At 71.8% G+C, this 12,169-nt stretch carries 11 protein-coding genes and 1 rRNA gene; 8 read left to right on the forward strand and 4 right to left on the reverse strand.

The window, feature by feature from the left end; translation table 11 throughout:
• Nucleotides 1-84: 84 nt before the first annotated feature.
• Together B085_RS50060 and B085_RS0116545 are read left to right on the forward strand one after the other, a co-directional pair.
• On the forward strand, nucleotides 85-240 hold the full coding sequence (locus tag B085_RS50060; protein ID WP_018559680.1) for a hypothetical protein: 156 nt from the start codon (nucleotides 85-87) through the stop codon (nucleotides 238-240).
• A gap of 102 nt (nucleotides 241-342) precedes the next feature.
• Nucleotides 343-1,902 (forward strand): FAD-binding oxidoreductase, encoded by a 1,560-nt coding sequence (locus tag B085_RS0116545; RefSeq protein WP_018559681.1) that lies wholly within the window; start codon nucleotides 343-345, stop codon nucleotides 1,900-1,902.
• 32 nt (nucleotides 1,903-1,934) lie between these two features.
• On the opposite strand, the gene B085_RS0116550 is transcribed toward B085_RS0116545, so the two are convergent.
• Together B085_RS0116550 and B085_RS0116555 are read right to left on the reverse strand one after the other, a co-directional pair.
• Nucleotides 1,935-2,624, reverse strand: coding sequence for a phosphatase PAP2 family protein (locus B085_RS0116550; RefSeq protein WP_018559682.1), 690 nt, complete (start codon nucleotides 2,622-2,624; stop codon nucleotides 1,935-1,937).
• A gap of 200 nt (nucleotides 2,625-2,824) precedes the next feature.
• Nucleotides 2,825-3,763 (reverse strand): NlpC/P60 family protein, encoded by a 939-nt coding sequence (locus tag B085_RS0116555; protein WP_051102081.1) that lies wholly within the window; start codon nucleotides 3,761-3,763, stop codon nucleotides 2,825-2,827.
• 391 nt (nucleotides 3,764-4,154) lie between these two features.
• Here B085_RS0116555 and B085_RS0116565 point away from each other — a divergent pair, with 391 nt between their 5' ends.
• The 6 genes from B085_RS0116565 to B085_RS0116590 all read left to right on the forward strand — a co-directional run bounded on the left by B085_RS0116565 (nucleotide 4,155) and on the right by B085_RS0116590 (nucleotide 11,343).
• Nucleotides 4,155-4,463 carry a hypothetical protein gene (locus B085_RS0116565; protein ID WP_018559685.1) on the forward strand — a complete coding sequence of 103 codons (309 nt, stop codon included), beginning with the start codon at nucleotides 4,155-4,157 and terminating at the stop codon, nucleotides 4,461-4,463.
• Nucleotides 4,464-4,593: 130 nt separating this feature from the next.
• Nucleotides 4,594-5,412 (forward strand): hypothetical protein, encoded by an 819-nt coding sequence (locus tag B085_RS0116570; RefSeq protein WP_018559686.1) that lies wholly within the window; start codon nucleotides 4,594-4,596, stop codon nucleotides 5,410-5,412.
• Complete coding sequence (locus B085_RS0116575; RefSeq protein WP_018559687.1) at nucleotides 5,402-6,679, forward strand: hypothetical protein; 1,278 nt, start codon at nucleotides 5,402-5,404, stop codon at nucleotides 6,677-6,679. Before B085_RS0116570 ends, B085_RS0116575 begins: the two co-directional genes overlap by 11 nt.
• Nucleotides 6,676-8,226 (forward strand): SCO6880 family protein, encoded by a 1,551-nt coding sequence (locus tag B085_RS0116580; RefSeq protein ID WP_018559688.1) that lies wholly within the window; start codon nucleotides 6,676-6,678, stop codon nucleotides 8,224-8,226. The genes B085_RS0116575 and B085_RS0116580 overlap by 4 nt, the downstream gene beginning before the upstream one ends.
• Nucleotides 8,227-8,383: 157 nt before the next feature.
• Complete coding sequence (locus B085_RS0116585) at nucleotides 8,384-9,763, forward strand: ATP-binding protein (RefSeq protein WP_078619923.1); 1,380 nt, start codon at nucleotides 8,384-8,386, stop codon at nucleotides 9,761-9,763.
• Between the two features lie 14 nt (nucleotides 9,764-9,777).
• Entirely contained in the window at nucleotides 9,778-11,343 is a 1,566-nt protein-coding gene (locus tag B085_RS0116590; protein ID WP_018559690.1) for a type IV secretory system conjugative DNA transfer family protein, read from the forward strand.
• A 9-nt stretch (nucleotides 11,344-11,352) separates the two neighbouring features.
• On the opposite strand, the gene B085_RS0116595 is transcribed toward B085_RS0116590, so the two are convergent.
• Both B085_RS0116595 and rrf read right to left on the reverse strand, forming a co-directional pair.
• Nucleotides 11,353-11,862 carry a GNAT family N-acetyltransferase gene (locus tag B085_RS0116595; protein WP_018559691.1) on the reverse strand — a complete coding sequence of 170 codons (510 nt, stop codon included), beginning with the start codon at nucleotides 11,860-11,862 and terminating at the stop codon, nucleotides 11,353-11,355.
• 68 nt (nucleotides 11,863-11,930) lie between these two features.
• Nucleotides 11,931-12,047 (reverse strand): 5S ribosomal RNA (gene rrf / locus B085_RS0116600).
• Nucleotides 12,048-12,169: the final 122 nt, after the last annotated feature.

Raw genomic sequence — 12,169 nt, forward strand, 5'->3', positions numbered from 1 at the left:
AACCCCCCGCACCATGCCGCGCCTCGGACGTCGTGGGGCATAACGAGGTGCAGGGCACCGCGTCACGGCCGGTAGCTTTGTTCCGTGCCTCCCAGCGATCCGGCCCCGCCCGCCCACCGGGCCACCACCTCCGACAAGGGCGCCTTCTCGCACGCGACCTGCGTCTGCGGCTGGCGGGGCCCGGCCCGCCGCGCCCGCGACCGCGCCCGCCGCGACGCGTCCGAGCACGAGCGGGGCTGACGCCGGCCCGGCGCACGTCACACTCCCCGGCCGCAACCGGTCACCCGTTCCCCACCGTCCTCACGGACGACCACACGGGGAAGCGGAGCGGGAGGCCCCACCTTGAACCGACGAACTCTGATCCGCGGCGGCGCAGGCATCGCCGCGGCGGGCTGGCTGACCGCGGCCTGCACCCCGGAGAGCGGCCGCCCCGCGCACGCGGGCAGCCCGGCGCCCGGCACTCCCGGCGCCGCCACGACGCCCGCCGGAACGCCCTCACCCAGCGCCTCGCCGACCGTGCGCCCCGACTGGAAGGCCCTCGGCCGCAGCCTGGGCGGCCGCCTCGTCCTGCCCGACGACGCGGACTACGCCACCGCCCGCCTGCTGTACAACACCCGCTTCGACGGACAGCGCCCCGCCGCCGTGGCGTACGTCTCCGGCACCGAGGACATCCGCGAGTGCCTGGACTTCGCCCGCCGCACCGGCGTACCCGTCTCGGTCCGCAACGGCGGCCACTCCTACGCCGGCTACTCCGGCGGCAAGGGCCGGCTCGTCCTCGACGTCTCCTCCATGGCCTCGGTGGCCCTCTCCGGCGGCACGGCGACCATCGGGGCCGGGGCGAAGCTCATCGACGTCTACACCCGGCTCGGCGCGAGCGGGCGCACCCTGCCGGCCGGCTCGTGCCCGACGGTCGGCATATCCGGCCTCACCCTCGGCGGCGGTCACGGAGTGCTCAGCCGCGCGTACGGGCTGACCTGCGACAGCCTCACCGGCGCCGAGATCGTCACGGCGGGCGGCCGCGTGCTGCGCTGCAGCGCCGGCGAGAACCCGGAGCTGTTCTGGGCGCTGCGCGGCGCGGGCGGCGGCCAGTTCGGCGTGGTGACCCGGCTGACGTTCGACACCCAGGCCTCCCCGCAGGTCGTCACCGGTTACCTGAGCTGGCCCTGGAGCAAGGCCGCCGCCGTCCTGCGCGCCTGGCAGGAGTGGGGGCCCACCCAGCCCGACGAGATATGGTCCGCACTGCACCTGGACAAGTCGGGCACCGGGTCCCCGCAGATCAGCATCGCCACCGTGGGCATCACCTCGCGCGACGGGCTCGCGAACGCCGTCGACCGGCTCGCCGACCGCGTCGGGGCCTCCGCGACGACCGTCTCCCTGCACCCGCGCTCGTACCTCGACGCGGCCCTCGCCTACGCCGGCTGCTCGAACCTGAGCACCGCCCAGTGCCACCTGCCCGGCAACACCCCGGGCCGCAGCCCCTCCGGCCGGCTCGGCCGGGAGACCTACGCGGCACGATCCGACTTCTACGACCGATCGCTCTCCGCGGCCGGCATCCAGACCCTCCTGTCACAGGTGGAGGGGCTCCGCTCCGGCTCCGGCAGCGTCTCGCTCACCGCGCTCGGCGGCGCCGTCAACCGCGTCTCGCCCACGGCCACCGCCTTCGTGCACCGGCGCTCACGCTTCCTGGCCCAGTACATAGAGGCACCCGGCACCTCGAACTGGCTCGCCGGGCTCCACACGGCCATGCGCCGCCACGCCTCCGGCGCCGCCTACCAGAACTACACCGACGCCACACTGACCGACTGGCGCACCGCCTACTACGGCTCGGCCGCCGACAAGCTGACCCGCCTGAAGGACCGCTACGACCCCACGCGGCTGTTCGCCTTCCAGCAGGCCCTCTAGGACCCCAGGACGAGGTACGCCGGCGGCGGCCGTCAGGCGGCCAGGTCCCTGTCGACCGCCGACGGCTCCGGGTACGGCTCGCCCCGGCGGGCCTCCGCCCGGGGCGCCGCCTGCACGAGCACGCCCAGGCGGGAGTCGGCCACGGCCTTCGTCAGCGGGGTGAGCAGGGCCAGCGCGGCCGGGGCGAGCAGCAGCGCGACGGCCGTGCCGAGGGCGAAACCGCCCAGCACGTCGGTCGGGTAGTGAACGCCCATGTAGACGCGGCAGAAGCCCTCGGCGAGAGCGACGGCGACGGCGGCCAGGCCCCAGGTGCGGCTGACCATGAACAGGCCCATCGCGACGGCCATCGTCAAGGTGGCGTGGTCGCTGACGAAGGAGAAGTCGGTCTTCCCCTCCACCAGGACGTCGATGCCCTTGTGTTCCAGGAAGGGCCGCGGCCGGTCCACGAAGTTCCGCAGCGGGATGTTGAGCACCAGCGCGATCGCCGCCGCCAGCCCGGACCAGATCACGCCCGCCACGGCCGTCGGCGCCTCGGCACCGCTGCGGCGCGCCACGCGCCACCAGCACCAGCCGGCGATCAGGACCATGAGCAGGACCAGCCCGTACTCGCCGACGACCTCCACCACGCGGTCCAGCCAGCGCGGGGCATCCTTGGCGAGCCCGTTGATGTCGCGGAGCAGGCTGACGTCGGGGTTCGAGCCGTCAAGCGAGAGCTCTGCCACCGGTGTCCCCTAACTGTCTTCCGCCGCACCCCCGTGCACGTCCGTGTGGGAGTCGATTCTCCCCCGTCCAACGGGCGGCACGGTACGTCGCGTTCCGGTCTCCACCGGATGATCACCAAGGTGTTATCGAAGGGAGACACGTTCCCGCATGCCGGGGCGGGATGTCCACCCACAGCGACGCCGCGGCGGGCGGGCGACGGTCACACCGCCGCGGCGCCCGCCGCCGTCACCCGCGTCGCCCCGATGTAGTCCGGGGTGTCGATCTTGTCGAAGCGGATCACCGCGCCCGTGTAGGGGGCGTTGATCATGTATCCGCCGCCTACGTAGATCCCCACGTGGTGGATGGACCGCGGATCCGTCAGGTCGTACGCGAAGAAGACCAGGTCGCCCGGGAGCAGCTCCTCCCGCTTCGGGTGCGGTCCGGCGTTCCACTGGTCGTTGGCCACGCGCGGCAGCTCGATCCCCACCGAGTGGTACGCCGCCTTCGTCAGGCCCGAGCAGTCGAACCGGCCGCCCTGCTCCGGCGTGCCGTTCCCGCCCCACAGGTACTTCGTCCCCAGCTTCTGCTGGGCGTAGTAGATCGCGCCCGCCGCCTGCCGCGACGGCCCGACCGGGCCCACGGGTGCCGCGAAGCTCTTCTGCAGGGTCGTGATGATCCGGACGTAGTTCTGCGTCTCGCGGATCCTCGGCACCCCGCCGGACCGGATGACCCGGTACGCGCCCGCGTTGTAGGCGGCGAGCATGTTCTCCGTCGGATCGCCCGGGACGTCCTTGACGTAGCGGGCCAGCTCGCAGTCGTACGAGGCCGCCGAGGGAATGGCGTCCGCCGGGTCCCACACGTCGCGGTCGCCGTCACCGTCGCCGTCCACACCGTGCGACGCCCACGTGCCGGGGATGAACTGCGCTATCCCCTGCGCCTGAGCGGCGCTCTGCGCCCTCGGGTTCCAGCCGCTCTCCTGGTAGAGCTGGGCCGCCAGCAGCGCCGGGTCGATGGCGTCGCAGAGGTTCCCCCACTTCTGCACCAGGTCCTGGTACGCCGCCGGCACCGCCCCCCTGGCGAGCGTCACCGCCCCGCCCCCGCCCGTCAGCTTCGCCGCCACCAGGTACGTGCCGACGACGAGCAGCATGACGAACGACATGAAGAGGCCGCCCACGACCCCCGACACCAGCCAGGCCTTCCGCGCGGTCCGCGAAGCCGCCGTCACCCGCCCCACCCCTTCGTCACATCACCCTGCCCGGCACGGAAGGTGACGGTGCGCCAGGCCCTGGGGAGCATCCCCACCCGCAGCGCCGCCAATCGTTGCCCTCCGCTCACCACCGTGATACACAGAGTAGTCAACAAAGTCTCATCGAACACCGGATCGCACGCCAGTGTGTCCAGTCTGACGGTTGCGGCCCGGATCACATTGGGGAATCGGCTGAGAAAGTCGCCGAGTCGACATACGACGGCGGCATCCTCCGCCAAGATAGACCTTGGCTCCTTGCGCCCCGGCGAGGACGTCAACTGATCTAGCGTGGTGGTGAGTTCTCATGTTCCTGGCAGCCGAGAAGGGCGACATCAACACCATCATCGGTGGTATCGCCCCGGACTGGGGGCCTTTCGGTTCCCTGGGGAACGAAGCACGCGTCATGATCGAGGTGGTCATGGCAGTGGCGATCCTGCTCTGCCTGGCCATCGCGATCTGGGGCGCGGCGAAACAGCGCATCGGAGCGACGGCGCTCCGCGACACCTTCAGTGCGGAGCAGGGCAAGGGACTGATCATCGCCGGCCTGACCGGCGTGTTCATCATCGGCTCCCTCGGCACGCTCTTCACCATCGTCTACGGGATGGCGGTCTAGCGACCACGCGTCGGACTCCGCACCATCCCCCGCGCACTGTCCCCAAGGGGCCCGTCCCGGCCCCGCACCCCACCCGAGGCTGTCTGCTGATGCCCACTCACCCGATGACCCCCGAGGGGGCGAGCCCCCGATGAGCCTCGGCCAGGACGGCCCCCCGACCCGTACCCGTCTCCCCGAGCCCCCGCCCGGCACGGGCGGCCCCGCCCGCCGTCCGCAGCGCTCCAGCCGCAGCCTCGTCACGGTCGTCGGCGTCGTCGTGCTCCTCATCGCCGCCATCGCCTTCGCCAACCGCGGCGGCGGCTCCCCCTCCGGCTCCCCCGGCAGCGGCGGCCAGGGCGGCACCTCCAACGGCGCCCGCTCCCAGCCCACATCCCCCACCGGCACGAAGCCGGTGGACGGCAAGAACGCGGGCATCCCTACGGGGTACGCCCGCACCGACCAGGGCGCGCAGTCCGCCGCCGCGAACTACGCCGTGGCGCTCGGCTCGGACGGGATGTTCGACGCGGCCCGCCGTCACGCGATCGTCGCCGCGATCCACGCCCCCGAGGTGGCCGACCGCCTCCAGGGCGACCTCGACCGCGCCTACTCGCCCGGATTCCTCGCCAACGTGGGGCTCGGCGAGGACGGAAGCGTCCCGGACGGCTACACGTTCGTCTCCCGCACGGTCCCCGTGGGCACCCGTGTGACGGACTTCTCCAGGAACGCCGCGACCGTCGAAGTGTGGAGCACCGGCCTCGTCGGCCTGGCCGGCGAGGGCTCGACGAAGCCCGTGAGCCAGACCTGGTTCACCATCACCGAGCAACTCGTCTGGGTTGACGGGGACTGGAGAATCGAGAGGTCCAGTCAGAAGGAGGGCCCCGCGCCCGTCAACGGCGACAACCGTGCGGCCGGTGCCGACGAGATCGCCAACGCGGTTCAGGGATACGGAGGTTTCACGTATGCCAGGTAGCCACCGGCGCCGCGCGCTGTCCCTGACCGCCCTCTTCACGGCCGCCCAGACGGCCCTCGTCCTCGCCGCGTCCCGCGCGACGGCCGCCCCCAGCCCCACGCCCAGCCCGAGCGGCAGCAACAACGCGTGCGACCTGATCGTGGGGCAGGCCCGCGACTACTGCGAGGGGGGCTCCGGCCGCACCCCGTCCGTCGCGGACTCGCTCGACCCCCTGGACTCGCTCGCGCGCGGCTGCGCCGACGCCGCCGCCTGGGTCATCGACGGCCTCTCCGACGCCGTCAACAAGACCGCCGCCGTGGACTTCACCAACAAGGCGTTCCTCACCCAGTACGCCGTCGTCTTCGCCGCATCCACCTTCCTCACGCTCCTGCTGTGGCTGCTGGCCGTCGCCAAGCGCGCCGTGCGCGGGGTGCCGCTCACGGAGGCCCTCACCGAGGCCGTCGGCTTCCTCTGGCTCACCGTGATCGCCTCCGCCTTCACGCCGCTGATCCTCTACACCGTCGTGTCGGCGACCGACGGCATCACGGAGGTCATCGCCTCCGGCACGTCCGCCAGCACGGACACCTTCTTCGGCTCGTTCCAGGACGCGTTGACCAAGGACTCCGACATCGGCGGCGGCCCGATCATGCTGATCGTGGTCTCCCTGGTGTCCGTGCTCGCCGCCGGCGTCCTCTGGCTCGAACTCGTCATCCGCGCCGCGCTGCTGTACGTCGGCGCCCTGCTCGGCACCGCCGTGTACTCGGGCCTGGTCGACAAGAACATGTGGCATCACGTGCGCCGTTGGGCCGGGATCATGATCGCGGTGATCCTGGTCAAGCCCGTGATCGTCGTCGTGCTCGGCCTCGCGGGCGCGCTCAGCGGCTCCGACGGGCCCACCGCGTTCGGCGCCGTCGTGTCCGGTCTGGCCATCATCCTGCTGGCCATCTTCGCCAGCGCGATGATCTACCGCTTCGTCCCCGGCTTCGGCGACGACGTGGCCAGCCTCCGCAACAACCGCAAGGCGAGCGCCGAGTCCCAGGCCGCCGCCGTCATCTCCTCCCCGGCCGCGCTGGTGAAGCAGGGCATCAAGACGCACAGCACCCGCGGCGGCCCCCAGGAGCAGGCCACGGGCGGCGGCGCACAGCCCGCGAACGCCGTACCCAGCGGCATCGCCGCCCACAGCAGCCGCAACGGCACCGCCCCGGCACCGGCCCCCGCGCCGCGCACGAACCCTGACCGCGGCAACGGCGGCGGGCCCAGCAAGACAGCAGGAGGCGAAAGCCGGTGACGTCCCAGCCCTACGCCCCACCGCAGCAACGCCGCACGTACCTGATCGGCAAGGCGCGTCCCAACGCCATCGTCGGCAAGAACCGCGAGACCGGCGAGATCACCCTGATCATCGCCGGCGCGTTCCTCGGCATGATGTGCGGCCTGCTGATCCCCGTACTGCCGCTGCGCATCCTCGGCCTGACAGGCTGGCCGCTGCTCGCCTTCGCCGCCGTCTACATGCCGTACCGGCGCCGCACCTTCTACCGCTGGTTCGAGATCAACCGCAGCTACCGCCGTACGCTGCGCTCCTCGGCGGCGTACCGCTCCGCGGCCGCGGAGGCCGGCACCCGGCTCGACGGCCGCGAGGTGGAGATCGGGTCGCCGCCCGGCATCGGCCGCATCACCTGGCTGTCGGCGCCCTTCGGCCCGGACGAGATCGCCGTGCTCCTGCACGTGGACCGGCGCACCGTGACCGCCGCCATCGAGATCGAGGGCCCCGGCGTGGGCCTGCGCGACAGCGAGGACCAGGAGGCCCTCGTCGAGCGCTTCGGCACCCTGCTCAAGCACGTCGCCAACGGGGACGGCTTCGTCACCCGGCTCCAGATGCTCGCCCGCACCCTGCCCGCCGACCCCGACGCCCACGCCAAGGACGTCGCCCAGCGCGGCGACGACCGCGCCGAGCAGTGGCTCAAGGACTCCTACGACCAGCTGCAGTCGATGGTGTCGACCTCGTCCGAGCAGCACCGCGCCTACCTCGTCGCGTGCATGCACTACAGCCGCGAACTCGCCGCCGAGGGCAGCACCATCGCCCGCGCCGCGGGCGGCGGCCGCAAGACCCTCGACAAGGACGCCGGCATCGCCGCCGTCATGGCCCGCGAGCTCACCGACATCTGCGCCCGTCTCACCGAGGCCGACATCCGGGTCCGCCAGCCGCTCGGCCAGGCGCGGCTGGCGTCGCTCATCCACTCCATGTACGACCCGGACCACCCGATCGACCACATCCAGGCGATGACCCGCCGCAACGCCTGGCCCGCGGAACTGGACGCCACCGAGCCCACCTTCCTCCAGGCCAAGACCCGCGAGTCGGCGACCCGCGCCCCCTGGTGCCACTCCACGGCCTGGGTCAAGGAGTGGCCGCTGACCCCCGTCGGCGTCAACTTCATGGCACCGCTGCTGGTCCACACCCCGGACGTGATCCGCACCGTCGCGGTCTGCATGGACCTCGAGCCGACCGACGTCGCCATCGAGCGCATGCTCACCGAGAAGACCAACGACGACGCCGAGGCCAGCCGCGCCGCCAAGATGAACCGCGTCGTCGACCCCCGCGACATCGCCCACCACTCCCGCATCGACCAGCGCGGCGAGGACCTCGCCTCCGGCGCGGCGGGAGTGAACCTGGTCGGCTACATCACGGTCTCCTCCCGCTCCCCGGAGGCACTGGCCCGCGACAAGCGCACGATCCGCGCCTCGGCGGGCAAGTCGTACCTCAAGCTGGAGTGGTGCGACCGGGAGCACCACCGGGCATTCGTCAACACGCTCCCGTTCGCGACCGGCATCCGCCGCTGAGGGGCCGGGAGGTAGCACCATGCGCCTGTGCGCACTTGACGCTCCGTCTCCAGGGACGGCGCTAATGGGAAGGACGACAGGGACAACGATGCCACGCCGGAGCCTGCGCCCCGGGCGCGACGACCGCTGACGCCGAGGAGGCGCTCCACCCATGCCCATGCTGGACCCCCTCGCAGCGCTCACCGACGCCTTCACCAGCTTCCTCTTCGGCAAGGTGGAGACCACCCGGCTCCCCGTCCGCACCTCCACGGGTCAGGCCCAGGCCGTCTACATGCCGACCGCGGCGCCCGGCCTGGGCGACTCGGGCGTGATCATCGGCCGCGAGGTCTACTCCGGCAAGGGCTACATCTACGACCCGTTCCAGCTGTACGGGCAGCAACTCCCCGCCCCCCACTGGCTGGTCCTCGGCGAGTCCGGCAACGGCAAGTCCGCCCTGGAGAAGACCTACGTCCTGCGGCAGCTGCGCTTCCGCGACCGCCAGGTCGTCGTCCTGGACGCCCAGGGCGAGGACGGCGTCGGCGAATGGAACCTCATCGCCAAGGCCCTCGGAATAACTCCCATCCGCCTGGACCCGATGGCGGCCCTCGACGGGGGCATCAAGCTCAACCCGCTCGACCCGGCGATCACCACCACGGGCCAGCTCGCGCTGCTCCGCACGATCATCGAGGTCGCGATGGGCCGCGGCCTGGACGAGCGCTCCGGCTTCGCGCTCAAGGTGGCCCACGCCTACGTCCACGAGACGGTCACCGACCGCCAGCCGATCCTCACCGACATCGTGGACCGGCTGCGGCACCCCATGGCCGACTCCGCCGAGTCGATGAACGTCGACCTGGAGGACGTCCGCGCCTGGGGCCTGGACGTCGCCCTCGTCCTGGACCGGCTCGTCGACGGCGACCTGCGCGGCATGTTCGACGGCCCGACGACCGCCGGCATCGACCTCGACGCCCCGCTGATCGTCTTCGACCTGTCCCACATCGACCGCAACTCCATCGCCATGCCGATCCTCATGGCGATCGTCGGCGTCTGGCTGGAGCACACCTGGATCCGCCCCGACCGGAAGAAACGGATCTTCCTGGTCGAGGAGGCCTGGCACATCATCAACAGCCCGTTCGTCGCCCAGCTCTTCCAGCGACTCCTGAAGTTCGGCCGCCGTCTCGGCCTGTCCTTCGTCGCCGTCGTCCACCACCTCTCCGACGTGGTGGACGGAGCCGCCGCGAAGGAGGCAGCGGCGATCCTCAAGATGGCCTCGACACGTACCGTCTACGCCCAGAAGGCCGACGAGGCGCGCGCCACCGGCCGCGTGCTCGGCCTGCCCCGGTGGGCGGTGGAGATCATCCCCACCCTCACCCCCGGCATCGCCGTCTGGGACGTCAACGGCAACGTGCAGGTCGTCAAGCACCTCATCACCGAGAGCGAGCGGCCGCTGGTCTACACCGACCGCGCCATGACCGAGGCCTCGGACGACGACGGAACGGACGGGTACGACCAGCCGCGGGTCTCCCTCGACAAGCAACTGGCCGACGACGCGGTGGCCTGAACGGGGACCTCACCATGGCGAGAGCGCAGCACCACGGGCAGGAGCGCGAGGGCGGGATCCCGGACGGGCTGATCCTCGGCATCATGGGCTTCCTGCTCGGAATGACCATCCTGGTGTGGACGGGCACCGGGATAGCCGGTCTCGTCTCCCACGGGGCGTGGCCCGCCGAGGTCCACTTCACCCGCACCCCCGTGGCCATGCGCCACCTCATCGCCGAACCCCACGACATCGCCGGGGCCTGGCGACCCGCCCCGCCCGAGGGGCTGCCCGGATCCGGGCTGTTCTGGGGCGTGTTCATCGGGCAGTTGATGGTGCTCTTCGTCCTCACGGTCTTCGTGATGGGCGTCATCGCCCGCACCCGGCTGCGCCACGCCGCGCGCCGTACGGCCGCCCTGAAGGCCGCGGAGGCGGCCGTGGAGCCCGAGACCCCGGTCCGGCCCCGCCAGGCCCCGCAGCGGCCCGTGGAGGCCCCAACGGCGGTCGTCCCCGAGCCCCAATCCGTACCGGTGGGCCCTGCCGCCGCGCCCACGGCCGGTCCGGCGGGTCCCTCCGTCACCACCGATCACGAACTCACCCGCACCTACGCGGCGTTCGCGGCCCTCCGCAGCGACAAGGGCAAGCGCCTCGTCCAGCCGGCCGTACTCAACGCGGCCGGCCCGGTCCTCGTGACCACCGCCGATCCGGACACCTTCCACCAGACCGTCGGCAACCGCGCCAAGCTCGGCCCGGTCCACGTCTACGACCCGGCCCACCTGGTCGACACCCCGGCCCGGCTCCGCTGGGCACCGCACTCGGGCTGCGCGGACGTCCCCACCGCCGTCACGCGCGCCCGCGCCCTGCTGTTCCCGGTGCGGCCCCGCGCCGCGGCCGACGCCGCGATGTTCGACGCCGCCGAGACCCTCCTGCGCTGCTGGCTGCACGCGGCCGCCGTCGACGGCCAGCCGTTCCGCCAGGTGCACCGCTGGGCGGGCGGAAGCTCGGGCCAGGACGCCGTCCGCATCCTGCGCACGCATCCCAAGGCGGCCTCGGGCTGGAGCGGTGAGCTCGAGTCCGTCCTCCACGCCCACACCCACCGCCGCGACGCCGCCCAGGCCCTCGTCCACCGCGCCCTGGAGTCCCTCAACTCCGTCCACATCCGGGACGCCTGCAATCCGGGACGCACCGACGGCCTCGAACTGGAGTCATTCCTCACGGATCTGGGCACGCTCTATGTGGTGGGCGAGCCGAACGAGGACCCGCGAACCCACCCGGGTGCGATGCCGTTGCTCACCGCACTCGTCTCCAGCGTGGTCGAGCACGGCCGGCGCATGGCCGCAGGGTCATCCTCCGGTCGGCTCGACCCACCAATGACCCTCGTGCTGGACGACATCGCCGCCCTCGCGCCGATCCCGGAACTCCCCGATCTGCTGGCCACCGGCAGCGCCGCAGGCCTGCCCACCCTGGCCGTGCTGCGGTCCCCAGAACAGGCCCGCGACCACTGGCGCGGCCCGCTCTGGCACCGCGCCGACGCCCGCCTCGTCCTCGGCACCCAGCCCCCGGCCCTGCTCGACGAGGTCCCGGACGCCGTGCGCCTGCCCTAGCGCCACGCCCTACGGCCGCTTCAGCTCCATCTCGTACTCGGTCTGCGACTCATCCAGCGGGAACGCCATCGCCCTCCCCGTCCTGACGAAACCGAGCCGCTTGTAGAAGGCCTGTGCGCGGTGGTTGTCCTCGTGCACCCACAACCGCACCCGCCGCACGCCCTCGGGCAGTTCCCACGACCACGCGATCGCCGCGCCCAGCAACTCCGTGGCCAGCCCGCCGCCCCGGAACTCCGGCCGCACGTACACGCCGACCAGATGCGTCTGGGGGACGTCGAACTCTTCGCCCGTCTCGACGAGTACGGCCACATTGGCGACCCGCTCGCCGGCCTCGTCCTCCGCGATGAACGACTGGGTCTGCGCCCGCTGCCGCCACACCTCGTCGTCGAACGCCGCCTCGGTGTCATGGGTGTTGACGAAGGCGAGGGCCGCGGCGGGATCCTTGAGCGCCTCCAGCCGCAGAGCCCGCTGCGCGCGCCATTCGTCGGGGTGGGAGGGACGTATCGTGTAGCTGCTCATACCGCGATCGTACGCAAAAAAGCCCCGGCTCCCGAGTGATTAAACTCGGGAGCCGGGGCTCAATATTTGTTCGGCGGCGTCCTACTCTCCCACAGGGTCCCCCCTGCAGTACCATCGGCGCTGAAAGGCTTAGCTTCCGGGTTCGGAATGTAACCGGGCGTTTCCCTAACGCTATGACCACCGAAACACTATGAAACCAACAAACCGGCACCAACCACCCCACCAAAACGGGGGGCCGGGGTTCGTTGTTTCAGAACTACACAGTGGACGCGAGCAACCTATGGACAAGCCCTCGGCTTATTAGTAC

The sequence above is a fragment of the Streptomyces sp. BoleA5 genome (assembly GCF_000373665.1).
Lineage (GTDB): Bacteria > Actinomycetota > Actinomycetes > Streptomycetales > Streptomycetaceae > Actinacidiphila.

Excerpts from the sequence above, each read along its gene's own strand:
- B085_RS0116555 (WP_051102081.1), bottom strand. The coding sequence starts at position 3,763 with ATGTCGTTCGTCATGCTGCTCGTCGTCGGCACGTACCTGGTGGCGGCG.
- B085_RS0116565 (WP_018559685.1), top strand. The coding sequence starts at position 4,155 with ATGTTCCTGGCAGCCGAGAAGGGCGACATCAACACCATCATCGGTGGT.
- B085_RS0116570 (WP_018559686.1), top strand. The coding sequence starts at position 4,594 with ATGAGCCTCGGCCAGGACGGCCCCCCGACCCGTACCCGTCTCCCCGAG.
- B085_RS0116575 (WP_018559687.1), top strand. The coding sequence starts at position 5,402 with ATGCCAGGTAGCCACCGGCGCCGCGCGCTGTCCCTGACCGCCCTCTTC.
- B085_RS0116585 (WP_078619923.1), top strand. The coding sequence starts at position 8,384 with ATGCTGGACCCCCTCGCAGCGCTCACCGACGCCTTCACCAGCTTCCTC.
- B085_RS0116590 (WP_018559690.1), top strand. The coding sequence starts at position 9,778 with ATGGCGAGAGCGCAGCACCACGGGCAGGAGCGCGAGGGCGGGATCCCG.
- B085_RS0116595 (WP_018559691.1), bottom strand. The coding sequence starts at position 11,862 with ATGAGCAGCTACACGATACGTCCCTCCCACCCCGACGAATGGCGCGCG.